General features: G+C 67.2%; 21 protein-coding genes. 14 read left to right on the top strand and 7 right to left on the bottom strand.

Annotated elements, in window-relative coordinates:
* Nucleotides 1-14: 14 nt before the first annotated feature.
* The 3 genes from J8M50_RS03805 to J8M50_RS03795 all read right to left on the bottom strand — a co-directional run bounded on the left by J8M50_RS03805 (nucleotide 15) and on the right by J8M50_RS03795 (nucleotide 4,165).
* Complete coding sequence (locus J8M50_RS03805; protein WP_029184646.1) at nucleotides 15-1,586, bottom strand: sensor histidine kinase; 1,572 nt, start codon at nucleotides 1,584-1,586, stop codon at nucleotides 15-17.
* Nucleotides 1,583-2,323 carry a response regulator transcription factor gene (locus J8M50_RS03800; protein WP_010360248.1) on the bottom strand — a complete coding sequence of 247 codons (741 nt, stop codon included), beginning with the start codon at nucleotides 2,321-2,323 and terminating at the stop codon, nucleotides 1,583-1,585. The genes J8M50_RS03805 and J8M50_RS03800 overlap by 4 nt, the downstream gene beginning before the upstream one ends.
* A gap of 963 nt (nucleotides 2,324-3,286) precedes the next feature.
* On the bottom strand, nucleotides 3,287-4,165 hold the full coding sequence (locus J8M50_RS03795; protein ID WP_075779120.1) for a DUF2797 domain-containing protein: 879 nt from the start codon (nucleotides 4,163-4,165) through the stop codon (nucleotides 3,287-3,289).
* A 130-nt stretch (nucleotides 4,166-4,295) separates the two neighbouring features.
* Between J8M50_RS03795 and J8M50_RS03790 the strand changes: the two genes are divergently transcribed.
* The 5 genes from J8M50_RS03790 to J8M50_RS03770 all read left to right on the top strand — a co-directional run bounded on the left by J8M50_RS03790 (nucleotide 4,296) and on the right by J8M50_RS03770 (nucleotide 9,482).
* Nucleotides 4,296-4,775 (top strand): hypothetical protein, encoded by a 480-nt coding sequence (locus tag J8M50_RS03790; protein ID WP_010350763.1) that lies wholly within the window; start codon nucleotides 4,296-4,298, stop codon nucleotides 4,773-4,775.
* 129 nt (nucleotides 4,776-4,904) lie between these two features.
* Entirely contained in the window at nucleotides 4,905-5,354 is a 450-nt protein-coding gene (locus J8M50_RS03785) for a hypothetical protein (RefSeq protein ID WP_010350762.1), read from the top strand.
* 100 nt (nucleotides 5,355-5,454) lie between these two features.
* Nucleotides 5,455-7,983 carry a hypothetical protein gene (locus J8M50_RS03780; RefSeq protein WP_141655533.1) on the top strand — a complete coding sequence of 843 codons (2,529 nt, stop codon included), beginning with the start codon at nucleotides 5,455-5,457 and terminating at the stop codon, nucleotides 7,981-7,983.
* 122 nt (nucleotides 7,984-8,105) lie between these two features.
* Nucleotides 8,106-8,540: a hypothetical protein gene (locus tag J8M50_RS03775; protein ID WP_010350761.1), complete on the top strand. Its 435-nt coding sequence runs from the start codon at nucleotides 8,106-8,108 to the stop codon at nucleotides 8,538-8,540.
* Between the two features lie 408 nt (nucleotides 8,541-8,948).
* Entirely contained in the window at nucleotides 8,949-9,482 is a 534-nt protein-coding gene (locus J8M50_RS03770) for an NUDIX hydrolase (protein ID WP_010350760.1), read from the top strand.
* On the opposite strand, the gene J8M50_RS03765 is transcribed toward J8M50_RS03770, so the two are convergent.
* Nucleotides 9,460-10,794, bottom strand: coding sequence for a helix-turn-helix domain-containing protein (locus J8M50_RS03765; protein WP_010350759.1), 1,335 nt, complete (start codon nucleotides 10,792-10,794; stop codon nucleotides 9,460-9,462). The genes J8M50_RS03770 and J8M50_RS03765 overlap by 23 nt on opposite strands.
* Before the next feature lie 123 nt (nucleotides 10,795-10,917).
* On the opposite strand from J8M50_RS03765, the gene J8M50_RS03760 reads away from it, so the two are divergent.
* The 3 genes from J8M50_RS03760 (at nucleotide 10,918) to J8M50_RS03750 (ending at nucleotide 12,546) form a co-directional block, all read left to right on the top strand.
* Nucleotides 10,918-11,148 carry a hypothetical protein gene (locus tag J8M50_RS03760; RefSeq protein WP_010350758.1) on the top strand — a complete coding sequence of 77 codons (231 nt, stop codon included), beginning with the start codon at nucleotides 10,918-10,920 and terminating at the stop codon, nucleotides 11,146-11,148.
* A 38-nt stretch (nucleotides 11,149-11,186) separates the two neighbouring features.
* On the top strand, nucleotides 11,187-11,630 hold the full coding sequence (locus tag J8M50_RS03755) for a glycine-rich domain-containing protein (protein ID WP_010350757.1): 444 nt from the start codon (nucleotides 11,187-11,189) through the stop codon (nucleotides 11,628-11,630).
* Between the two features lie 100 nt (nucleotides 11,631-11,730).
* Entirely contained in the window at nucleotides 11,731-12,546 is an 816-nt protein-coding gene (locus J8M50_RS03750; protein ID WP_370516847.1) for a protein kinase domain-containing protein, read from the top strand.
* A gap of 254 nt (nucleotides 12,547-12,800) precedes the next feature.
* Here J8M50_RS03750 and J8M50_RS03745 read toward each other — a convergent pair whose 3' ends face one another.
* From J8M50_RS03745 to J8M50_RS03735, 3 genes are all read right to left on the bottom strand, one after another.
* Nucleotides 12,801-16,409 carry a DEAD/DEAH box helicase family protein gene (locus J8M50_RS03745; protein ID WP_010350755.1) on the bottom strand — a complete coding sequence of 1,203 codons (3,609 nt, stop codon included), beginning with the start codon at nucleotides 16,407-16,409 and terminating at the stop codon, nucleotides 12,801-12,803.
* Between the two features lie 188 nt (nucleotides 16,410-16,597).
* Complete coding sequence (locus J8M50_RS03740; RefSeq protein ID WP_075662177.1) at nucleotides 16,598-17,830, bottom strand: restriction endonuclease subunit S; 1,233 nt, start codon at nucleotides 17,828-17,830, stop codon at nucleotides 16,598-16,600.
* Entirely contained in the window at nucleotides 17,827-19,347 is a 1,521-nt protein-coding gene (locus J8M50_RS03735; RefSeq protein WP_010350753.1) for a type I restriction-modification system subunit M, read from the bottom strand. Before J8M50_RS03735 ends, J8M50_RS03740 begins: the two co-directional genes overlap by 4 nt.
* A 335-nt stretch (nucleotides 19,348-19,682) precedes the next feature.
* Between J8M50_RS03735 and J8M50_RS03730 the strand changes: the two genes are divergently transcribed.
* The 6 genes from J8M50_RS03730 to J8M50_RS03705 all read left to right on the top strand — a co-directional run bounded on the left by J8M50_RS03730 (nucleotide 19,683) and on the right by J8M50_RS03705 (nucleotide 24,666).
* The gene (locus J8M50_RS03730; RefSeq protein WP_010350752.1) at nucleotides 19,683-20,621 is read left to right on the top strand and encodes a DUF3800 domain-containing protein; all 939 of its coding nucleotides are present in this window, start codon (nucleotides 19,683-19,685) and stop codon (nucleotides 20,619-20,621) included.
* A gap of 196 nt (nucleotides 20,622-20,817) precedes the next feature.
* Entirely contained in the window at nucleotides 20,818-22,047 is a 1,230-nt protein-coding gene (locus J8M50_RS03725) for a helix-turn-helix domain-containing protein (RefSeq protein ID WP_010350751.1), read from the top strand.
* 280 nt (nucleotides 22,048-22,327) lie between these two features.
* Nucleotides 22,328-22,543, top strand: a complete 216-nt coding sequence (locus J8M50_RS03720; protein ID WP_223786157.1) for a hypothetical protein — start codon at nucleotides 22,328-22,330, stop codon at nucleotides 22,541-22,543.
* A gap of 215 nt (nucleotides 22,544-22,758) precedes the next feature.
* Complete coding sequence (locus J8M50_RS03715; protein ID WP_223786156.1) at nucleotides 22,759-23,061, top strand: hypothetical protein; 303 nt, start codon at nucleotides 22,759-22,761, stop codon at nucleotides 23,059-23,061.
* A 133-nt stretch (nucleotides 23,062-23,194) separates the two neighbouring features.
* Complete coding sequence (locus tag J8M50_RS03710; protein WP_010350748.1) at nucleotides 23,195-24,310, top strand: hypothetical protein; 1,116 nt, start codon at nucleotides 23,195-23,197, stop codon at nucleotides 24,308-24,310.
* Nucleotides 24,307-24,666: an ASCH domain-containing protein gene (locus J8M50_RS03705; RefSeq protein WP_010350747.1), complete on the top strand. Its 360-nt coding sequence runs from the start codon at nucleotides 24,307-24,309 to the stop codon at nucleotides 24,664-24,666. Before J8M50_RS03710 ends, J8M50_RS03705 begins: the two co-directional genes overlap by 4 nt.
* Nucleotides 24,667-24,700: the final 34 nt, after the last annotated feature.

Below are 24,700 nucleotides of genomic sequence, written 5' to 3'. Positions count from 1 at the left end.
GTCAACGACTCTCCTCAGACGCCCTGTTGTACCCATGTGCCGGGACTGTGCTGGCCCTGTGAGTCGCGTTGCCAGTTCGTTTCGGGGGACGGCTGCGGGGCGAGCGCGGGCAGGTGCACCGTGAACACGGTCTGCCCGGGGACGCTGTCGACGGTCACCGCACCGCCGTGCGCGGTCGCGACGGCCTGGACGATCGCCAGCCCGAGGCCGGTCGAGCCGGTGTTCCGCGAACGCGCCGAGTCTCCTCGCGCGAACCGTTCGAAGACGTGCGGGAGCAGGTCCTCGGGGATGCCCTGGCCGTTGTCGTGGACGTCCACGCAGAGCCAGGGGCCGCGCCGCTGGACGCGCGCCGTCACCGTCGTACCGGGTGGGGTGTGTGTTCTCGCGTTCGCGAGCAGGTTGACCAGCACCTGTTGCAGGCGTGCCGCATCGGCGCTGACTATCGCCGGTTCGTCCGGGAGTTCCAGCCGCCATACGTGGTCCCGGCCCGCCGCGCGCGCGTCGCTCACCGTGTCGATGACCAGGGGTACGAGGTCGGTCTGCTCGAACTGGAGGGGGCGGCCGGCGTCGAGGCGGGCCAGCAGGAGGAGGTCCTCCACCAGGAACGTCATCCGGCCCGCCTCGGACTCGATACGGCCGAGGGCGTGGCGGGTGTCGGGGCCGACCTCTTCCCGTCCTCTGCGCGTCAGTTCCGCGTAGCCGCGGATCGAGGCGAGGGGAGTACGCAGCTCGTGGCTCGCGTCGGCCACGAACTGCCGTACGCGCATCTCGCTCTGCTGCCTCGCGTGCAGGGCGCCGTGGATGTGGTCCAGCATGCGGTTGAGCGCGGCGCCGACCTGGCCGACCTCCGTGTGGGGGTCCGTCTCCGACTCCGGGACGCGTTCGCTCAGGTTCACTTCGCCTGTGTGCAGGGGGAGTTCGGAGACCCGGGTGGCTGTGGCGGCCACCTTGCGGAGGGGGCGGGTGGCCACGCCCACGAGGATGTAGCCCGCGATGCCGGCCGCGATCAACCCGGCTGCTGTGACGCTGAGTTCGGCGATGACTAGGGTGCTGACCGTGTTGTCGGCGTCCTTGGTGGGGATCGCGACGTAGAAGTCGCCGTTGACGCCCGTCGTGTACTTGACGCGGTAGCTGCCCAGGCCGGGGATGTCGACGGTGTGCTCGTGGCGGTCCTGCGCCGTGGCGTTGACCGCCTTCATCTGCGTCTCGGTGAGCGCCTTGGAGCCCATGTCGTAATTGCTGGACTTCTGGCCGACCGTACCCGCCGTGACCGCGCCGTTCTCGACCCGCGCGATCAGGGTGGAGCTGCCGGGCTGGGGGCCCCGGGTGACGAACTCCGTCAGGTCGATGGACCTGGACTGCTGCTGCGGGCCGCTCGTGCCGGGGGGTCCGAAGTTGCCCGACGCCCGCGCCGAGACCTCGCGCAGCTGCCCGTCCAGTTGGTCGTACAGGTGCTGGCGCAGCGTCAGCGTCGTCACCGTACCGATCACCGCGCACACCACGGCGATCAGCGTGACCGATGCGACGACGAGCCTGGCCCGCAGAGTGCGTCGCCTTTGTGGACGCGGCCGTCGTCGTCCGCTCATGACTGCGCGGGCTTGATCAGGTAACCGGCGCCGCGCCGGGTGTGGATCATCGGCTCGCGGCCCGCGTCGATCTTCCTGCGCAGGTACGAGATGTACAGCTCGACGACGTTCGCCTGGCCGCCGAAGTCGTACGACCAGACGCGGTCGAGGATCTGCGCCTTGCTGAGCACCCGGCGGGGGTTGCGCATCAGGAACCTGAGCAGCTCGAACTCGGTCGCGGTGAGGTGGATGTTGTCGCCGTCCCGCGAGACTTCGTGGCTGTCCTCGTCGAGGGTGAGATCGCCGACGACGAGTACGGAGTCGGAGCGCCGGTCCGCAGCGCCGGAACGCCGGATCAGTCCTCGCAGCCGCGCGACGACCTCTTCCAGGCTGAACGGCTTGGTGACGTAGTCGTCCCCGCCTGCCGTGAGCCCCGCGATGCGGTCCTCGACGGCGTCTTTGGCGGTGAGAAACAGCACGGGCACATCCGGCAGATCTCTCCTGAGCCGCCCCAGCACGGCGAGCCCGTCCATGTCCGGCAACATCATGTCGAGCACGACGGCGTCCGGCCGGAACTCGCGCGCGGTCTGTATCGCGCCGGTCCCGTCCCCGGCACTCCGGATCTGCCACCCCTCATAACGCAGGGCCATGGACAACAACTCGGTGATCGACAACTCGTCGTCCACCACAAGCACTCGGACGGGGCTCCCGTCCGGCCTCAGCAGTTCGGTACGCCCCTGGGGCGAGGTCGTGGTCATGCTGGACACGATGTCGAGGGGGTCTTAGAGGGGGCTTTCACTTGTCTGTGAATTGGCTGAGAAACGGGTTGGGGGGTCTCAGGGGGTGGGATGGGGGTGGGGGGGTTGGGGGGGCTGTTGATGCTTGAGGGGCGGGCGGAATCAGAGGTTCCAGGCATGGGGGCTGGGGGGAGCTTTACGGGGCTGTAGGGGGTGAGGGGGTGGCTCGCTCGGGGGGCATGGGGGGCGCTCGGTACGGAGGGTGCCGGGGGGCGTCTGTACGGGGGGCGGGGTGCTCCGGACGGGAGGTGCCGGGCGCTTCGGGGGGGTGCCGGGGGCGTCCGCACGGAGGGTGCGGGGCGCTCCATACAGGGGGTGGCCGAGGTGCTCCGCGCAGGGGGTGCGGGGGACTCGGTACGGGGGCGCCGGGGGCGTCCGCGGAGGGGCCGGGCGCTCCGCACGGGGAGCCGAGCGCTCGGTATGGGGGGGCGTCGGGGGGCGTTCGCACGGAGGGTGCGGGGTGGTCCGCACGAAGAGGGCCGGACGCTCCGCATGGGGTGCCAGACGCTTGGTACGGGGGCGGGGGGGCTTCACACAGGGGGTGCGGGGGGCGTCCGTACGCAGAGTGCGGGGCGGTCGGTACGGGGGCCGGGGGGCGTCCGCACGGAAGGGGCCGGGCGCTTCACACGGGGGGGGCGGGCGGCTCCCGAACGGGGGGCGATGCGCTCCGTACAGCGGCCGGGCGCTTGGTACGAGGAGTGCCGGGAGTGTCCGTACGCAGGGTGCGGGGCGTCCGCACAGGGAGCCGGGCGGTACGGGGGAGTCCGTACGGAGGATGCGAGACGCTCGTACGAGGGGGGCGGGGCGCCCTGTACCGGGGCCGGGCACTTGGTACGGCGGATGCCGGAGGCAGTGCTCCGTACAGGGGGTGCTGTTGGGGTGCTCGCTGCGGCCTCACTCAGACGCCCCCTCCCCCGGCCCACCTCAGAACAACCCCGCCTGCTCCTCCACCGGCTCCTTCGGGAACGGGCGTACCGGGAACTCCCCCGCCCCCACGCCGGCCGACGTCAGGTCCCAGCCGGTCATCAGCCTCGTATCCAGTACGACGATCCCCTGTGCGGACGTATCGATGTGCAGGTCAGGCCCCGCCGCCGCCACCAACTCCCCGGCGATGGCGCCCCCGGCGACCAACTCGGTGACCTCCCCCGTCGCGGGAGGCGCGGTGCGGAGGCCGAACGGCTCTGTGTGGTCGACGGGTTGGAAGGGCTGGGGTACGAGGGTCTCGGGCCAGCCGGGGAGTTGGAGCGCGCGCCCGTGCAGTACGCCCAGTTCATCGAACCCCGCGTCGACAGAACGCGCCGCGTCACCTCGTACCGCCCGCTTCTGCCCGTACGACACCCGGTCCCCCACTTTCAACGCGACCCGCAACACCTCCTCGGCCCGCCGCGCAGCCATCAACGGCCCCTCCCCCAACCACGTAAAACACACGGCCCCCTGCTCCAGCAGCCGATCCGACCCCCGCTCGACAGCCGTGATCCCCACCTTGAGCAACCCGCCCCCGAACCAGGCGAGATACACCCGATATCTCCGCGGATCATCGGCCTTCCCATCCGCAGCCACGGACCCCACCCGATCCAGCCGCCCACACTCCTCGCACCGCCCCCCGGTACTCCGCGCCCCCACCCCCCGCCGCCCCGCACACGCATTCCCCCGAGCCCCAAGACACCCCCGAGTCCCCTCAACCACCCCGAACCCAACAGCCTTCCCCCACCCCAACGCACTCCCGGCACCCCCTTCCCACCGCAACACGGGCCCACTACCCGCGCTCCACCTCAACCCCGCGCACTTCCACGTCTGCCCCATGCACCGAGCGTAGATCCCGCCACTGACAACGCCCCTCAGTCACAAATGCATCACTCCTCTCACGAATCCTCCACACGCCCTGATCTCGGGCACTACGGTCACCCCACCTGAACCGCCCAGGGGGGACAAGATGACCAGCCCGTACGCCACACCCATGCCACCCGCACCCCGCCCGCCGGACATCCGCCCGCTCCGCAGACGTAAGCGCGTCTGGCTGGGCGGCGCGGGACTGTTCCTCGTCGGTGCGCTGATAGCCGCCCCGGCGAACGACAACAAACAGCCGGTCGAGACGAAGACGAAACCCTCGGTGACGGTCACCGCGACGGTGACGACGACCCCGGCGCCGGGCCCCACGGTCACCGAGACGGCCACTCCCGAACCGGCCCCCACGGTCACGGTCACGGAAACGACGACCGCCGACGCCAAGCCCGCCGACCTCACCTCCCAGGACGACCCCGGCACCTGCTCGATCGTCTCCAACTCCGGCAACTGCTACTCGGCGGGCCAGTTCTGCCGCAAGTCGGACCACGGCTCGACGACGACGAACGCGAGCGGCAGACGGATCACGTGCGCGTACAGCTCGAACGCGTGGCGGTGGACATACGCCTGACGCAACGAGTCCACGGAGTTGTTGGCCCTGCGTCCCCATTCCACAGAAAGGCATTGATCGGCCTCTCGGTCAGGGCAACGATCGCCGTCAGTGGGATCTGCCCATGCACCACCCCGGAGGAGACTTTCCATGCGGACGAAGAACCGAGTGCTCACGCTGCTGGCAGCCAGCGCGCTCTTTGCGGGCAGTTTCCTCACCCTCGGGGCGACCAACGCGGCAGCAGCCGACTGGACCTTCAAGAAGGCCGGTTCCGAGACCGACGGAAGCTTCCACATCGTCGCCTACAACCCGAGCGGCGAAGTCGCGGGAACCATGGACTGGGACGCGAATCCGCTGCCGGGCGGCGAACCCGGCGACGCGTTCCGCGTGTCCGACCACCTTGAGGACTCGTGGGGCATGGAGGCCACGATGACCGCCCCGGTGGCGGGCCTCAAGGCCACCACGCGCGGGCAGGCGGCTCCCTACAGAAGCCCTTGGACCCGCAGAGATCTGAGAGAGGGCACCCCGGTCTCCATCCGACTCTGCGCGGTCAGGGGCACCTCCTCACACTGCGGCGGCGTGTACAGCGGCCACGCGTAACCACTCACCGATCACCGCGCCTCGCCACATCCCGCCCCTCTACAGTGAACCCATCGTCGCCTGCGGCGAACGCAGGGGGAGCAGTCAGGGGGGACAGTCGATGTCCGTTTTCCACGCAGGACGAGTCCGAAGACGTACCGCAGTAGGGCTGACCGGAGCAGCGCTGGCCGCCTCGACGCTGCTCGCGCCCACGGCAACGGCGTCCGAGGGGAAACCGACCACCGTGGGCACGGTCTCGGCACAGCGGACCGGGACCGAGTCTCTCCGTACCGGCCGGAGCGTCGAGTCGGGCGACGGCGGGCACGTGGAACTCGTGGACGGCCACGACGTACGGCTGACGGCACCCCCGGAATCCCCCGCCGCCCGCTACTCCATCGCCTCGACGAATGGCACGGTGTCCGTCCGCGCGGCGGGAGACCGCACGACCACGGAACTCCCGACGACAGCACGCCCCAGGACCACACGCACCGCCGCCGCATCGACGTACCCGGTCAAGCTGACGATCACGAACGTCCCCAGCGTCCAGTCGAAGCTGTTCTACGTCTGGGACCGCAAGACGTGGACGCCGTACCTGGTCGACAGCGACGCCCCCGGCGCCTCGGCGACCGTGAAACTCCCCCCGGGTGACTACTTCGCGGTCGCGCTGCGCAGCGACTGGCAGCAGCCGAGCTACCTGCTGACCAGCACGTTCACGGTCGGCACGGCCGCCAGGACGGTCGCTTTCGACCAGCCCGCGGCGAAGGAGACCGCGCTCCGTACCGACGACCCAACGGCCGTCCGGCAGTCGTCCGCCGTATGGATCGGCGTCCCGGGCGGCGACCTGGCGGGCTTCGCGGGCGGGGGTGACGGCAAGGTGTACGTCACCCCGTTCTCGGTACCGGGCGTCTCCCTGCGCGTGCACGACGTCCTCGGCAGGAAGGGCACCTCGGCGAGCACCCCGAGCCCGTACCGCTACGACCTCACGCACAGCTTCACGACGACCGTGCCCGCGTCGCCGATCGTGACGGTCCGTACGTCGGCCTTGGCGAGGACCGTCACGAAGGTGGGCGCGCCGGGCACGCGGGCGCCGGCTTTCCTGCAGAGTTCCCCGTCCTTCAACGAGTGGACGGGCGTCTACATCGGCTCGTACGTGCCGGTCGCCGGTTCGGTCACCGAGTACGTCACCCCGGGCATCGCCTACAGCCGCTTCCTGTCCACCGACCCGAGCACGCTGTCCCTCCCCGACCGCACCCTGCCCGCGGGAACCACCGCAGGCGAGACGCTGGGCGCGGCCCCGCTCCAGCCGCTCCGCTCGCGGTGGGGCGGTTCGGAGCGGTACGCCGGGAAGATCCGCCTGACCGAGCGGCAGTCCTTCGGCGACACGGCCGGGCACGAGGGGCTCGACAGCCAGGCGACGTACGCCTACCGGCTCACCTCCTCCGACGGCGTCACCTACGCCCAGGCCCAGGGCCTCGACGCCTACGCCACGCTGACGTCCGCGAGCCTGCCGGCGACGAAGACTGCGTACGCCCTCGACCAGACCGTCCACCGCCGCGTCCCCAACTCCCGCCTCTCCACGGACGTACACAACGAGTGGACCTTCAGCTCGGACAGCACGTCGGGCCGGGAACTCCCGCTGATCGACGCCCGGTTGACCGTTCCGGGCCTGAACGGGTACGGCCGTGCGGCCACCGGCCCCGTCCGGATCGAGGCGAGCGCGACCACCCGCGCGGTGACGACCAGCACCAGGGTGACCGGGCTCGCCTGGTCCACGGACGACGGCACGACCTGGACGGACCTCCCCCTCGCGGCGGACGGCTCGACGACCCTCACCGTCCCCGCCACCGTCTCCTACGTCTCGCTGCGCGTCACCGCCGACGACGACCAGGGCGGCACCCTCCGCCGCACGATCACCCGAGCGTTCGCGGGCCCGGCCCCACGGGGTGACGAGAAGGCGGGTGCGACCCGTATCTCGAACGTCGTGGTGAACGGCGGCAGGCCGGTGAAGCTGACCTACGAGCCGTTGCAGGATTTCGAGGCGACGTTCACCGCCACGGATCCGTCCGGCATCGCCGGCGGCGGCATGTACCTCTACAAGGGGGCGTACGACACCCCCGACGCCGTCCTCCACAGCACCTGGCCAGCCACCTGCACCAAGGTCAACGCGACCACCGCCACCTGCGAGGCCAGCTTCGCCTACATCCACCCGCGCGTGACGCTCGGCCGCAACTCCTTCGCGGGCACGTGGAGGGTGGCCGCCTGGGCCGAATCGACGGACCGCAAGAGCTACACCGACCTCCACGCCGCCGCGTCAGCGGCCATACAGCACGACACGACCCTGACGACAACAGACGCCACCCCGGAGCCGATCGCCAAGGGCAGAACCCTCACGATCACCGGCAGACTCTCCGCCGCCAACTGGGAAACAACCGGCGGCTACCCCGGCTACGCCGGGGTGAAGGCAACCCTCCAGTTCCGCAAGAACGGAACATCCGCCTACACGACGGTAAAAACCGTCACCACGGACCGCGCGGGAACCCTGAAAACCACCGTACGAGCATCTGCGGACGGCTTCTGGCGCTACGTCTTCCCGGGCTCCCCGAACGCGGCCCCCACGACCGCCGCACAGGACTACGTCGACGTCCGCTGACCTGTTCCTACACGGCACCGACCGTCAGCGAGTAGTCCACACCGACGCTGAAGCCCTCGGACTCACCCTGAATCGTCAGTGTGTGTTTCCCCATCACCTCACAAGCTCCAGGAGTAGTACCCATGAACGGAAGACGCCGCCGACTGCTGTTGGCCGCTGTCACCCCCATGCTCGAACCCGGTGAACGGGTCGAGGTGGCGACGATCGTGAACCTCAGCTCCGTCTCCGTACGCCGGACGGCGACCTTCGCAGCAGCCTCGGCGATCATGAGTGCCGGTGGACTGGCCATGATCCCCACACCGACCCCCATGTACTTGGCGATGACCGACCGCCGGATCTTCGTCTTCCGCGCGAACCCGACCTTCGCCAAACCCGAGGAACACCTGCTGACGATCCCCCGCGCCGGCCTCGTCCGCTCCCAGATCAAGGAGCGCGTACTCAACTCCTCCTTCACCATCTCCTCCCCGGCCGACGAACAGGGCTTGAAGATCACCTTTCCCCTGATCAGCCGCAAGGACCGCAACGCGATCGCTGCCAGTCTTCCCTTGGCCGCCTGACCACAAAAGCACCGAAGACTTCAGATCTTTCCGGCGTTTTGACCAATTTACACACGGAAGAATTTAAACCTGCAACCCTCCGATCTGTAGCCATAAAGAGAGCCAGCATTGATAGTCATACATGATGCCGGGGAGGGATAGGCGGACAGCAGCGACCCTGGCCGGTTGCTGCGCTTGCCGCACTCGGTACCGTGCAAGCAGGAGAGGGGCTTCTCGGTAGACCTCCTACGAGTACGGACTCGGCGGGAGCCTGAGTTCAGGGCCGCACGCCAAACGGACTCCAACTGCTCGACCGGACACTGCCGGGTCAACTGACCCGCCAACAGATTTCGTCACATTGACGCAAAAGCGAGTCCTCTCGCGGTGCGGGTCTGAGATCCTGGAGTCCGATCGAGAGGGGCCTCAGGCATGGAGTGGAAGACCCACGGGGAACGGCAGATCTACACGAACAAGTGGGTGAATCTGTGTCTGGTCGACGTCCAGCAGCCTGATGGGCGCAGATGGGAGTACCACGTCGTCCGGCTCCGCCACCTCGCCGTGGCCGCCGTGGTCAACGATCGCCAAGAGGTCCTGATGATGTGGCGCCACCGCTTCATCACGGACTCCTGGGCCTGGGAGCTGCCCATGGGCCTGGTCGAGGAAGGCGAGACCCCTGAGCAAGCGGCGGCCCGGGAAGTCCTCGAAGAGACCGGCTGGCGCCCCGGCCCCATCAAGCCCCTCATCTACGCCGAGCCCGCCAACGGCATCACCGACTCCCAGCACCACGTCTTCCGCGCCGACGGCGCCACCTATGCCGGACCGCCCACCGAGAAGAACGAGTCCGACCGCATCGAGTGGATTCCCCTCTCAGAGGTACGGGGCATGATCGACCGGCGTGAAGTCGTCAGCAGCGGGTCCCTCGTCGGGCTCCTCTACCTGCTCATGGACGAAGCGACCCGTTGACCGACGGCAAGACGGCCCGGAGCTGAGCCTCGAAAGCCAGTGCAACCGGTTCCTGCCGGTGCGGCGCCAACTGGTCGTAGAACTCCCGGAGATGACCTGTCACACGCTCGGAGGAAACTGCCGACGCCATGTCCAGGGCCTGTGTGGCGGTGTGGCACGCCTGTTCCAGCTTGCCCTGGTCGAGTTGCGTACGGGCCAGCCACAACGCATGAAACGCACGGCCCCGTTGGTTCGCACAGGCCTCCTGCCGCAAGGCATCCGCGATCAGAGGTTCGGCGATCGCCGCTTCGCCCAGTCGGCCGTGGGCAATGCCGGTGTCCACGATGAGCTTCGGTTCGTCGAAGTACGTCACCCATGACGGGTCCGGATCACCCGCCTCGATCTGCTCGAAGCTGCGGTGTGCTTCCCCGATCGCCCGGTGGGTGGCATCCCGGTTGCCGAGGGTGGCGTGCGCGAAGGCTTCACGCATGGACAGCATCGACAGGACGCGCGGGGTGGTGCTGAGAGACGAACGGGCCTGGTCCTGGGCGGCGGTCACGAGTGCGAGGGAGTCCGCGGGCTTGTCCTGGTAGGTCGCCTGCAAGCTCATGCAGGCAAGGACATTCGCCATGAACTGACGATCGTCGATCTCCTTGGCCAGCTGGAGGGCCTCCGTGAAGTACGCGCGGGCCTGGTTGTACTGGCGGGCGTCGAAGTAGGTCCAACCGGTGAGGCGGGCCAGCTCGGCCGCGATGCCGTACAGGCCGTTCTGGATGGACGGCGGCCGGTTCTCCTTCAAGAGTCCTACGACGTGGCGGAGTTGACCGACGACGGCCGGCCGTAGTGCCTCGCCGCCGTGCTGGTCGTCCCGTCGCCAGTAGTCCTCGATCGATGAGCGGAAGGCTTCAAGTGTCGCCGCGCTGAGGCTGGTTCGGGTAGCCAGAGCCAGGATGCTGTCCACTTCGGGACCCGGCAGAGATACGGGAACCTGCTGCTCCGGTACCTGGGGTGCCTCCCGCTCGGCGACCGCAAGAGCCTGCGGCGTCTCCCACTCGCGCCGCGCGAGGCCGAGCATGTGTCCGGGGATGCGCAAGCCGTCCGCGATCCGTTCGATGACGTCCATGTGCAGCAACTGACGGCGTCCCGCGACCACTTCGCCCACTCGGCTCGGAGTCAGCTCGCAGCGCCTGGCGATCATCGACGGGTAGATACCCGCGCGGACCTTCAGCAGCCGGAACACCCGGGCGAAGTCCCGTACCCGGCACGCCTCGATCATCTCAGGATCGGTGAGCAGTCTGGAGGGCAGTTCCTGCGGCCGGTCGGCATTGGACATCGGCAGGCTCCGGATACGAGGACTACTCAGCGTCATGCCGACTCTACTCGCAGCACCATTACCCAAGTTGGGTAATCAGCCTGACCTTTCAGAGGTGACTCCCCGATCGCGATTCTCCTGTCCATGGCGAGCAAGCAGCAGACCGGACCGGGTATCGGCGACCTGGCGAAGGACAGTGCCAGCGGGCGGATCGGCGTCGTCATGGACGAGGTCGGTGGCCGGGTGCAGATACGGCCGCTCAGCGGCGGCACGGAGTGGGACGCGATGCCGGAGAACGTGGTGGCGCTGAGCGCGCGGGAGGAACTGACCACGCGCCTGGCCATCAAGAACGGCAACAGCCGGAACGGCTTGTGACGCGCGCCATGCGTACCCCACACACGAGGAGCTTTCGCATGACAGCAACGACGAACGACCAGAAGACCGGCCGAGCAGTGGCCGGTGAGGAACTGTTCGAGAGCCTCGCCCACTTCGTGGTCGTCCACAACGGCCAGTCCCCCGAGCAGGCCGAACGGATCGCGGACCAGGCGGTGGCCTTCGTGGTCACAGCAGCCACCGCCACCGTTTCCATGGTCCCGTCCGACGACGTGGACCTCGGTCTGCACGCGCTCATCCTGCACACCAAGGAGTACGCGGACCTCTGCGAGCGGTACGCGGGCCGCTTCCTGCACCACAATCCGAAGCCGGGTGGCGGGACCCGCGACCCTGAGCACATCGCCGCCTCGGTACTCGCCATGAAGGCGGCCGGGTTCATGGTCTTCGACGAGCTATGGACCATCGACGGCACGAACCTCGCGAACTGCGACTCGGACTGCGGCCGGCCGTACGGTCAGGCGTAGAACAGAACACCGGCGAGCGCGGCTGCCCCCGCCTCACAACCGACCGCGCTCGCCCGGAAGCCCCGAAGGAGAAGACACGTTGTCCGGCCCACCCACCGATATGCCGACCGTCGTGCTCGACGCGCTCACCCCCACGAGCCGGCGCCTGGTCGCAAACCGCCGGGGCTCCACGGTCTGGGAAGTGGAAAGCCCCCGGGGTCACTACGCCGTGAAGCTCGGCCATCCCATCGAGGCCACCCCCGACTGGCCCGCCCAGCCCTGGACCGCCCTCGCCCCCGCCCGCGAGGGCGCCGTGCTGCACAGCCTCGGCCGCGACGACGTCGCATACGGCGAGTGGGAGCACGGGACGTGGAACATCCAGCCCTGGCACCCCGGACCGGACCTGTACGCACTGTGGGAACCCCGCCGCCGACACACCCCGGCCCGCGACCCCCACATCAGCATCACCCCGGGCTGCATCGAAGCCCTGGCCGAACTCCACGCCCAAGGCTGGTCCCACGGCGACGTACAACCCGCCCACTTCATCACCGGCCCGGACCAGGTCCACCTCATCGACCTCGCCCTCGCCCACGGCGGCGACATCCCCAAGCCGTACGACTTCCCCTACCGAGGCTGCCTCGTCCACTACGAAGCCCCCGAGATCTCCCGCAGCATCCTCGACACCGGCCAGGCCGAGCCAACTCCAGAAGCCGACGTCTACGCCCTCGGCGCCTCCCTGCTCATCTCCGCCACCGGCCGGCGAGCAGTCGAGTACCCCGACGACGCCCCACGCCCCGTACAGAGAGAAGCCGTGGCCAACGGCAGACGCCGCCCCGTGAAAGCCCCCGGCAAGCTCGGCCAACTCGTCGACGCCATGCTCAGCCACGATCCGAGAGACCGGCCCACCCTCCAGGAAGCCCGCGAGCTGTTGAGGTAAAAGCAAAGGGCCCCGGATTGCTCCGGAGCCCCTCGATCATGTGCACTCGGCAGGATTCGAACCTGCAACCTTCTGATCCGTAGGATCGGGCGAGCTGTTGGACGGGCGCTCCGCCTTCCCTCCTGCTGATCGCTGATGATCGTGATCAACGGTCTCTGTGTGCCGCCGTTGCCGTCAGGGTTGCCGTCAGTGCGGGGACAGTGGCACCGGTTCGCAAGCATTAGAAAACGTTCTTGATCGACGCGACGCTGAGCCTAGGCCGCCAAGGTAGTGGGCGTGGCTGTCCGCTCCAGTTTCTTGAAGATGACGTTGAGAACTTCGAGTTCCTCACCGGTGAACAGGTCGTCGGGGCCACCCGGGGCAAGATTGACAAACGAGTCCTCGTAGAGGTCGCCCAGCCCCAGGATCCCGCGCTTTGCCACCGTATCGATGATCAACGTCAAGAAGTCGAGCTGGCGGGCGCTGAGCTGCTTGCCCGTGCAGAAGGCCTCGAAGGCCTTCTGTGCCGCCTGTCGGTCCAGTCCGCATAGCCCGCGCACGAACAGCCCGAGGCCGCCGGAGGACCGCACCTCGTCGAGGTCCTCCGGGGAGGCGATGGCCTCTGCGAGGAAGATCTCTTCTAGGTCCGCGAGATCGATTTCGGTGATCTGCTCGTTGAGACGCAATTTGCGCACCGCCGGCTGGTCCTCGTGGCGCAAGAGGTAGGCCCGGGCCTTCTGCTTGAAGCGCTGCTCGTCCGTACCCTGGGGCATCCCTTGGATCTCGGCCTCGATAATGTCGCCGAGCTCGTCGGCGAAGTCGGTGTAGACGACGTTCCGCTTGACCTTGGGGTCGGTGAGACGCGCGAGCCGGCGAATACGGCGGCGCATGTCCTCCAGCATCGGGAGTGTCACGTCGTTCCACCACTCCTCGCCCGCCACCGCTTCCAGCAGCTCGGCCTGTTCGCCGACCGCCGGGATGTTGGTCTTGGTGAGCAGGTTGGACGCGATGTCCTGGATCTTCGTGCGCAGCTTGGCGAAGTCCTTGCCACCTTCCAGCGCAGCGAGTTGGAGACCGTACGCCATCAGGTCGAACCGCTTGGCCTCCTCGCCCGTCTCCTCGTCATCCGGGCGGAACTCGCTGGGCAGTCCAAGCAGGTGGTCGCGGATCGCGGTGTCCGCGTCGTCGTCCACCCGGTGCCAGCTGCCGAAGGCGCTGAAGACCTCGACCTCCCGGCGGTGCGGGCGAACCAGGACGTTGTCCAGGTTCATGCCGGTGACGGTGTGGTGCAGCCGGTGGGCCAGCGACCAGCGGATCTCCGCCTCGGTGCTGATCGCGTCGGGGCCAGCGTCACGTGCCGGGTCGGGCTGCTGCCGCTTGTCCAGGACCCGGACCAGGTCGAGCTGGCGCTGGAGGAGCTTTTCGGTGAGGGTTACGGCCCTGCGCCCCTCCGACCGGTCGAGCTGGCTGTTGAAGAAGTCGATGTTGCCGCAGAAGTCGAAAACGTAGAAGTTCCGCTTGCCGTGGTCGGGGTTGTCGGGGTCGGGGCCGTAGAGGGCGGGGCGCAGGCGTGTGCCACGGCCGATCATCTGCCAGAACTTGGTCTTGGAGAAGACCGGCTTGGCGAAGACCAGGTTCACCACCTCGGGCACGTCGATCCCGGTGTCGAGCATGTCGACGGAGATGGCGATGTCGGGGGCGTTCGGCGGGTTCTTCGGGTTGGAGAAATCGTCGATGAGGGACTGGGCGTACGTCTCCTTATACGTGATCACGCGCGCGGTGTGACCGGCGCCCTGCGGGTAGTTCGCGTTGTAGCGCTCCTCTATGTACCGGGCGTGGTCGTTATTCTTCGCGAAGATGATCGTCTTGCCGAGCCGGTCGCCGCCCTCGACGCGGTGGCCGCGCGTCATCAGCGTCTCCAGCATCTTGTCCACGGTGTCCTCGTTGAAGAGGAACTTGTTCATCTCGTGCCGCCCCACCGCGTCCGGGATGTCACCGTCCTCGGTCCACTCCTTGGCGTCCCACTCGGCCTTCTCCTCCTCCGAGAGGTCGGCGTAGCGGATGCCCTGCTCCATGAACTTCAGCGGCACCTTCACCACCTTGGGGAGGACGAGGTAGCCCTCGGCGGCAGCTTCATGGAGGTCGTAGGAGTCGGTCGGGACCCCGTCCTCCATAGCGAACAGCTTGTACGTGTTGTGGTCGATGTCGTCCTTGGGTGTCGCCGTCAGTCCGAGCAGCAGCGAGTCGAAGTAACGGAACAGCTCGCCGTACTTCGCGTACACGGAGCGGTGCGCCTCGTCGATGACGATCAGGTCGAAGTGGCCGGGCCCGAAGCGGCGGCGGCCCGCGCCGTCGATGACGTCGATTTGCTTCATCATCGTCTGGTACGTGGAGAGGTAGACACGGGCCGCGGCGGCCTTGTCGTCGAGGAGGCTCGCTGCGGGCGTGTTCGGCAGGTTCTCCTTGAACGCCTTCATGGCCTGGTTGACCAGCGCCTGGCGGTCGGCGAGGAACAGCACCCGCTGCGCCCAGCCCGCCTTCATCAGCTGGTCTACGAGGGCCACGGTGGTACGGGTCTTGCCGGTGCCAGTCGCCATGACGAGCAGCGCCTGACGGCTCCGGTCCCGCTCGAATGTCTCGCCCACCCGTTTGATCGCGCGGAGCTGATAGGGGCGGCCGGCGATCTTCTCGTTCACCGGTGTGGACGTGAGGGAGAGGCGTCCGGCGCGTTGGCGGATGTGCCAGTGCAGCTCGTCCTTGGTGAAGAAGCCCTGCACCTGGCGGGGTGGGTAGCCGAGACCGTCGTCCCAGAGGTAGGTCTCATACCCGTTGGTGTAGAAAATCACCGGGCGGCGGTTGAACTGTTCCTGGAGCGCGTCGGCGTACAGCTTCGCCTGCTGCTGCCCGTCGCGGGCGTCACGCTGGGTCTTCTTGGCCTCGACGACGGCGAGGGGCCTGCCGTCGTCGCCCCAGAGCACGTAGTCGACGAACCCCTTGCCCGTCTTGGTGGGCATTCCGGAGGCGATCGGGTACTCGGTGTCCTTGCCCCGGGTGAGGAGGTCCCAGCCCGCTTCTTTGAGGAGCAGGTCGATGAAGGCGTCCCGGGTCGCCTCTTCGTCGTAGTCGTGAGTGTCCCGCACGGCCTGGTTGGCGGCCTTCGCGGCGGCGATCTGCTCCTTGAGCTCTTCGAGCTGCCGGGCGAGGTCCGCGTTCTGGGCGCGCTCGGCCGCGAGCTGCTCGGCCTGCGCCTTGAAGCGTGCTTCGTCCTCCGCCTCCTTGGCCTTGAGCTCGGCCTGCTTCAGCGCGCGGGCCTGAGGGGAGAGGGGGCGCGGCACGAGGCCGGTGTCGAACTCCAGGCCGGCGGGCGGCAGCGCGGCGACCTGACGGGTGTAGGTCCGAGCGAACCAGTACAGGGAGTGGAACAGCTCCTTGACGCTGGCCTCGGCGACGGACTTCGGGACCGGGGCGGCCTTGTGCACGGCGTTGTTCCCGTGCCGGCGGATGAGGTCCATCTTGGCGTTGATCATCGGCCCGACGAGCTGCCGGAAGCTCGGCTCGTGGAGCATCGCCGCGAGGTCTTTTTTGTAGGGCTCGCTGAGGCTGCTGTCCTTGTCGTACATCCACCGGGCCGTGATCTCGATGGCGCGGCGGGCGTAGAAACAGGCGGCACGGGGGTCGTGATGGATCAGCCGCTCGGCACGGATCGCCTCGTCGTACAGGGCGGGCCACTCGGCACGCAGGAAGGCGAAGTTGCCTCCGGCGGAACGGCCGACGTTGTCGGCGGCGGCGCGGTCGTGGGCGTGTTTGTCGTGGCCGGTCTGGCTCTGGCCGTCGCTGTTCCGGTCGCCGCTCTGACCGCTGTGGCCGTTCTGGTCGATACCCATGCCGGTGCGGTGCCCTCCCCTGTATGCGGCCCTTCGTACGGCCCGGGGCGTCCTTCCGGACCCGTATAAGGCCGACGTGTCCGTCCGTCTCCTACGGCAGCGCCACCCGGGGGCCAGGCTCCCCTGCCCGGCCACACGGACGGCGTGTGCTGCGACCGGTGCTGCGCACCGGGTCCGGCGCGAGCCGCTTACGCCGCGTCGCCGGTGGCTTCATGATCCCAGAGAGTGCCGGAGAAGGCACGGTGTTGCAGGGAAGTGAAGAGTTCGTCGAGGGTGGCGAGGTGGGTGCGGTGCACTTGCTGATGTGCTTGCACCCCCTCGATCCGCGAACGGAACTCTTTCTGCTGCTCGATCGGTGACACCGGCAGAGGGAAAGCGCCAAGCTGAGTCTTGTTGATTGAAGCGATACCAGTTGTCTGTTTTGCGGTACGCAAGAAATAGCTCTTCCCGTAGCTCGACGAAATTACCCAGTTCAAGTAGACTGGATCGACCTCTTCGCGATCCATCACCCGAACCCGGAATACGTGATTTTGATGGATACACAAAGGCAGCTCTTCGTTCCATAGAGTTCCCCGGCCTAGTTTGTCCGGGTCTCCACCCTCAGTCAGTAGCAAGTCCTCTGATTGAAGCCTAAAGCGTTCAATCTCGGCCGACGAGACGGAAATATTCTTGACTGTCGAGAGATTCAAGGCCCGATCCTGCACGTTGGCGACTGCCAGGTATGGAACGGATTGAAGCTCCTCACGTGGCTCCTTGCGCCCCTTAGTGATGCCCGAAGCAATATAAGAGACGCTTGAAAGCGGCACATTTTGATTCGCTTCGAAGAGGTCGCCGAACATGTCGAGGAAGAGGGACTGAGCGAGGTCGTCGAGGAGAGTGATGGCTTCGCGGCGCTTGGCACGGAGGGTGTCCACCTGGTCAAGGACGACGGCGATGCGCTTCTGCTCCGCGAGAGGCGGGAGTGGGATGGCGAGCTCGGAACAGCGCTGCAGATCGAGGTTGGCGATGTTAGTCGTTTGGCGGCTGAAGCTGCGCACCACTGCCTGCGTTCGAGAGCTGGAGAACCAGTGGTATAGGTACCTTCGATCCACAATATCCGGGTTCCCGCGAAGTGCTGTGACGAACCCGCCGAAGGTAGCATCAGATTCCAATGAAGGAACCCACGAACATTTCCCAATCAGATTCCAGCTATTAGCACTTGACACGAGCAAGTCGCCAGCTTGTAGATATTGCTCAGTTCGCTTCACAAAGTCGGCGCCAATAGCCCACACATCGGACAGATCAAGCTCCGCCTGAACATTCTTTGTCCGAAGACACCAAACCGATCCATCGACACCAAGAGGCACCACGTCTCCTGGCTTGAAGGTAATTCCTCGAATGAATGAGGCAACATCTCCGAGACGGGCTGATTCGACGCTCACGTCAGCATTCCCTTCAACTCCTCCGCGCCCTTGGCGATCTCCTCATTCAGCTGCTCCAGGTCCGCCAGGATCTCCACCGGTGTCCGCGTCTCGATCTCCTCGTGGACAATCTCCTTGTAGCGGTTCAAGGACAGGTCGTACCCCTGGGCCGCGATGTCCGCCTTGGGTACGCAGAAGCTCTGCTCGGTCCTCGCCCGGTCCCTCTCCGTGCCGTCTCGTTCCTGCCAGCGGGCCAAGACGTCCGGGAGGTTGTTCTTCATGAGTTCGCCTGGCGTCAGCGGGTCGCCCTGCGGGCGGACGCCCAGGCGCTCCTCCGGAAGCAGCGGGTTTCGCTTGTCGTCCAGGCTCAGGCCGTCCGTCTGCACGTCGTAGAACCAGACGTGGTCCGTGCCGCCCGAGTCTGTCTTCGTGAAGAACAGGATCGCCGTCGAGACACCGGTGTACGGCTTGAAAGCCCCACTCGGGAGCTTGACCACCGCCTGGAGCTGCTGATCCTCCACAAGAATCCGGCGCAGTTCCTTGTGCGCCTTCGTCGAGCCGAACAGCACCCCGTCCGGGACAATGACGGCGGCGCGGCCACCAGGCTTCAGCAGCCTCAAGAAGAGAGCCAGGAACAGCAGTTCCGTCTTCTTCGTCTTGACGATGCGCTGGAGGTCCACCGCCGTGGACTCATAGTCCAGGTTCCCGGCGAAGGGCGGGTTCGCGAGGATCAGGGAGTACCGCTCGGCCTCGCTGGCCGCGCTCTCCGCAAGTGAGTCTCGGTACCGGATGTCCGGGTTCTCGATGCCATGCAGCAGCATGTTCATCGAGCCGATACGAAGCATCGTGGAGTCGAAATCGAAGCCGTGGAACATCGACTCGTTGAAGTGCTTGTGCTGCTCCACTCCTAGCAGCGCGTCACGATGTACCCGCTGCACGTACGACGCCGCCTGCACCAAGAATCCGGCCGTGCCACAGGCCGGGTCACAGATCTCGTCGCGCGGCCCCGGCTGGGTCATCTCGACCATCAAGTCGATGATGTGGCGCGGCGTGCGGAACTGGCCGTTCTGGCCGGCCGAGGCGATCTTCGCGAGCAGGTACTCGTAGATGTCGCCCTTGGTGTCGCTCGTGTCCATGGAGATGTCGTCGAGCAGGTCGACGACCTTGGCCAGCAGGTTGGGCCCCGGAATCGTGAACCGGGCATCCTTCATGTGGTGGGAGTACGTCGAGTCGTCCCCGCCCATGCGACGCAGGTACGGGAAAACGCCGTCGGCCACGAGCCCATACATGATCTCGGGGTCCTTGACCTTGAAGTTCTGCCAGCGCAGATCCTGCTGGTCGTCCGAGAAGAAGGGGTCCGGGTCGGGCTTGCCCGTTGCCGTCGCCTTGCGGTCCTTGCGGGTCTGGATCTCGTCCAGCCGCTTGATGAAGAGCAGGTACGTGATCTGCTCCATCACCTCCAGGGGGTTGGCAATGCCGCCCGACCAGAACGCATCCCAGACGCGTCCCACTTTGCTCTTCAGTTCGCCCGTAATCACACAGAGGATCCTACGGCCGCCGAACCCCACGCCATCCAGACTTGACAAGCCCGAGACTCCACCCCTATGCGTCTCAGACGTCGACCTCTGCGCACACCGTCTTGCCGGGCCTACCATCCCGCTGCTTCGCTGTTGCGCCGTCAGCCTGGCGGCGTTCCTCGGCTTCGCCCGTCAAGGTTGGCCGAAACCCGTACCACCTATAGTGCTCTGAGCTTGACCGACCGTAGTCGTGCCCGACAGGATCTGAATCAGCAAGCAAAATATCGCGCATATGGCTGCGCAGACCCTGTGGCCGTCCCTTCGGGGGCGGCCACAGATGTGTTTCGGGAGATTCGGTGCATCTGTGCTACATCGACGAGGCGGGCAACGGGCAGACACTCGACCCCATGAGGCCTGACGCCCCTCCGGTCCTCGTCGTCGGCGGATTCACCGTGCCCCGGGCCCAGGTCAAGTCCCTCACCTGGGCCTTCCTCGACGTCAAGAAGCACTACCGGCCGCAGTTGCGGAACGCGGACCAGCTCTCCGAGGTGATCCAGCAAGAGATCAAGGGCTCGGACGTCCGCAAGAACCTCCGTGCCGGCAACCACGGCTGGCGACGTGCGGCCATGGAGCTGGTGGCTTCGCTGCTCCACATATTGGAATCCCACGAAGCCCGCATCCTCGCCCGCGTGTGGGTCAAAGAGGAAGGGCTGGCGTTCGACGAGTCCGGCGTGTACCCGGCCTCCGTCGCCGCGCTGAACGAGACCTTCCAGGCTCAGCTCGCCCATGAGCACTCGCGCGGCATGATGGTCCTCGACAGCCGCACGAAGGTGAAGAACGCTCCCAATGTGCACTGCGTGACCACCCGCAAGTACCGCACGGGCGGTGACAGCCTCCGTGGGGTGATCGAGTCGCCGGTCTTCGGCCACAGCGACACCCACACGCTCCTCCAGGTAGCCGATCTCGTGGTGTCCTCCCTGCTGTTCCCCATCGCGTGCCACGCCTACCTGGGCGACGTGACGTGGAATGTGCACTGTGACGACGCTTACCGGCCATTGCGGGAGCAGTTCGGGCGGCGGCTGAAGAAGCTGCAGTTCCGGTACCAGGACCCCCTGGGGAAGTGGCGCGGCGGGATCGTCGTGTCCGACCGGCGAACGCAGCAGCCGTCCAGCCTGATGTTCGGATCTAAGAAGACGGTCACCGTGCCGACTACCGCGATCCCGGGACAGCCAGGAGCTCCGGCCCCCGAGCGGCGCGACGCCGAGCCGAACGGCGATTTGCCGCCTCTCCCGTAACGGGACCCACGTCTCCCCTGTCTCGGTCCCTCTGACGCCGGAGGCCTCTGTCGTTGCGGAGCACTTCCTGGCCTGTGGCACTCCTCGTACGGCCCCAGGCCTGGGTACCGTCAAGGGGAGAAGCCCCAACGGATGGAGCACCGATGTCTCGCCGCCCACTTGAACGCCGGCGCCTCACCCACAAGGGGGCGCGCTGATGCTGGAAGAAGCCGAAGAGATCGGCCGTCGCGCGCGCCGCGCACGGCTCCGCCTCGGCATGACGCAGGCCGACCTCGCCGCCGCCCTGGGCAAGACGCAGGGGTGGGTCTCCAAGATGGAGCGCGGGCACATCGAACTCGACCGCGTCGGCCTGCTCAACCTGCTCGCCTCGGAGCTGCACGTACACCCCAACGACCTCATCGGGCGTCCGTACAACAGCTCCCCGGCCGAGAATCAGTGGCAAGTCGCCGCCGCGTCCATCCTTCGCGAGCTGCGCCGGTACGACCTGACCCCCGTCTTTGACGGCACTCCCAGGTCTGCCCGTCAGCTCTGGCAGGAGACCACCCGTCTCCACCGTCTCCGCGATGCCGCCGCCAACGTGGCGATCATGGAGGTGCTGCCTGACCTGTTCCGCGAGACGCGTGCCCTGGCCGAGGTCACCACTGGGCACGAGCGGGAAGAGGCGTACGCGATTTACGCGGTGTGCTGCAAGTTCGCCCACACTTCCGCGCATGCCCTAGGGCACCCTGAGCTGGTCGCCATGGCCTGTGAGCGGGCTGCATGGTCGGCGCGACAGTCCGGTGATCCCGTCCTGCCGGCTGTTGCCGACTGGATGCGCGTCTGGGACATGTGGGCTACGGCGGACTGGGACGACGCCATTGCCCTGTCGGACAAGGCGATCCGCAGCGTGCAGGAGGGATACGACCTGGGTGAGCCGCTCGCCGTGCGGGCGTGGGGTTCCCTGCAACTGCGCGCGGCCATCTCCGCCGCTCGGGGTGGTCACCGCGCGGAAGCTCGTGAGCGGGTCGACTACGCGCGGACCGCAGCGGATCGAATGACGGAGTACGCCGGCCCTCCGGTGTACGACCGCCACAGCACGACCTTCTCGCCCGGCAACGTGCAGATCCACGCAATCAGCGTGGCGCTGGAGATGCACGAACAGGGCAAGGCACTGTCGATAAACCGGCGTACGAGTCCGGACCTGATCGAGTCGCTTCCCAACTCCCGCCGCGGTCATCATCACATGGACCTGGCGCGTGCCTGGCTGTGGGACGGGAATCGCGACTCGGCGCTGAAGGAACTGGAGAAGGCCGAGCGCATCGCGCCCCAGCTCGTTCGCAACCACCCCATCGCTCGGTCAACCCTGCGCAGCATCGTGTACGCCGAGCGAGCGAGCACCCGTGAGAAGCTGCGCCGCATGTCGGACCGCTTCCACCTCGACGGGTGAGGGTCGTATTCCTGCGGTTCATATTGGACCCTGAGCACACACCTAGCTTCGGGGCATGGCCGATCGAACCTCGAAGCAACTCCCCACGCCCAGGACTGCGTTAGCCGCAGGCAGCCCCTTTCACCCACGCCTTGGCGACCTCGCTGTCGACCTCGCCAAGGACGGAACGGTCGGGGTGGTCGTCGCCCTGCCCAGCGACAGTTCGGCGTCGTACCAACTGCGTCCGCCTGGCGGTGGCGTGGACTGGCGCGCGAGGTCGGACGGAAGCACCCTCCGGCCCGTGCCGGTACCTGTCACCCACGTCACGCCCATGCGGCGAGACGCTGCATACGACCCCCGTGCACAGCAGGCGGGCCTGGCGGTAACCGTCCACTACGAGGACGGGGGCGCATGCGAGTCGCTACTCGTTCTCACCCCCGCGCAAGTCGAGCTGTTCCACACCCAGCTCGACCGCATGATCAAGGCGAGGGAATCGGCCCAGGATCGTAAGCGGTGAGCCCGAACGTGCTGATGCTCGCCCCACCGACCTCTGCACGTGCCCTCGTGCGACCTCCTGTCGCATTCCGCTGTGAATCCACCGCCCACGACCTCAGTCGCTCCTGCGAAGTCCTGCTCGCCACCTACCACGGCCGTTCCCCACGCCTCGCGGCCCGGTGGCTGAGAGCCTCCGCGCACCGCCTCGCCCGGCTGCTGTCCCCGGGCCTCGGGGCCATGAGTCTCGCTGACGCGCCGCTCGTCGTCACCGGGCCGGAGATCCCGCGTCCCGATGTGGAGTTGCGTGCCTGGGCCGAAAGCGACCAGGCGTACGAGCACGCGCTACGCGCTCTCGCCGCAGGCCACGCGTTCATGTTCACCGTGACGGACTACGACGCCCGGTACTCCCTCCGCGTGTACCCGTTACCGGCCCGCCGGCCACGCCTCCCGCAACATCCCGCCCTCGCCGAGGGTCCGCCCGATCCCTCGACGAGGGTGGGCCGTCACCGACGCCCCCGCGGGCGTCGCCCGACCCGATGACTCCCGCCCCCGCGTCTCTTCCGGTTCCCCCCGGCGCGGGGGCGGGTCCACCACGCAAATCACAGTTCAACCGCTGAACGCGCACCCGCCGCTCTGCGGCGCAGTCCTGCCCATCTACCGAGGGGAAGACGCGGTGACCACCTATCCCGTATCGCCGAACACCGTTCTCGCCAACGCGCTCACAAACGCTGAGGACCTGCTCAGGCCGCACATAGTCGTCGCGGCTCCGGAGCGGATCGTGTTCGTGGTGGGAACGCAGATCAACGGAGCGCCGCACATCGGAACGTCCCTGGTTCAGTCGCTCACGTTCGCCACGGCGGCCCGCATCCGGGACAAGTTCGACGTACCGGCCGAAGTCCAGTTCAGCGCCCTCGACAACGCCCCGTATGCCATCGTCACCGACAAGGAGACCGGTCACCGCTACCAACGGGCTTACGCGCAAGCCCTCGGTGAAGACGGCATCGCGGAACAGGTCGACAAGCTGTACCGCCCGCTCTTCGCCGCTCTGTCCGAGCGGCTGGAAGTGCCGTACTCCATCGAGACCTACAGCCAGCAGCAAGCAGGCGAGCACTACCGCCGTACCTGGCTGCGTGTGTTGCCCCGTATGGCAGCAGCCCGCTGGTACCTGTCTCCGTCCTCCGGTCGGCCACACGTTCGCGTTCCCTGCCCGCGCCCCGGCTGCGGATGGGCCGAGAAACACGCCGAACGCACCCGCGTCCGTGACGACGGCTTCGAGCGGGCGACCATCTCAGCCGTGTGCCTGCACCACGGCACATACGAGGTCGTCATCGAGCCTGCGAGCGGCGGCTACCTCGACCTCGCCACCCTGTACCGGAACCTCGTCAAGGAACTGGCCATCGCCGGAACGGACGGCACGCTGTACGTCATGGTCAAAGGCGGCGACTGGATGCCCGGCTGCCTCCTCGTCGACGGCGCCCTACAGGCCGTCGGCCTCACCCACGGACAACTGCCCGCCCGGCTGTTCTGCCCCCAAGTGGTCACCGACACGGGCGCGAAACTGTCCAAATCCCTTATCAGGGAGGGGCAAGCGCCCTTGCCGGACGGTGCGGCCCCGTGGATGCTCGACACCCGGGAGTGGCCGGGGTCGTTGGCTGAGTACGTCGACCGTCTGCTCAGTCTGACCGACGTGTTACTCGCTGATCCACGCCACTTCTTCCGCTCGTACTCGGCCGGTGAACTCGGCCGACTGATGACCACCGCAACAGCTAGGAGCGTTCCCGCCCCATGACGGAAACCGCCGCCGCTCGCGTCCGCGAACTGAACCTCTACCGCCGGTACTTCGATCTCGTCGCCGCAGGTGAGAAGAGCATCGAGGTGAGGGTGAAGTATCCGCACCTCGAAGACCTGGCCGCCGGAGACGTCATCCGCTTCCGGATCAAGGGCACGGACGAGACGTGCGACGTCCACGTGAATCGGGTGACGGAGTACAAGACGTTCGAGGAACTCCTCGACGGGGAGGGTCCGGCGAACGTCAACCCGGCGTCCTCCCGCGAGCAGCAGCTCGCCAACATCCGCGAGATCTATTCCGCGGAGAAGGAAGCACTCGGAGCGCTCGCCATCGAAATCGAGCTGCTGTCCCGATAAGCCGCTGTACCGCCCCCGAGCGGTCCGGACGGTC

The organism is Streptomyces acidiscabies (assembly GCF_020010905.1).
GTDB classification, from domain to species: domain Bacteria; phylum Actinomycetota; class Actinomycetes; order Streptomycetales; family Streptomycetaceae; genus Streptomyces; species Streptomyces acidiscabies.
Note: the sequence above shows the minus strand (reverse complement) of the source record. Positions and strands in the feature narration are given on the sequence as shown.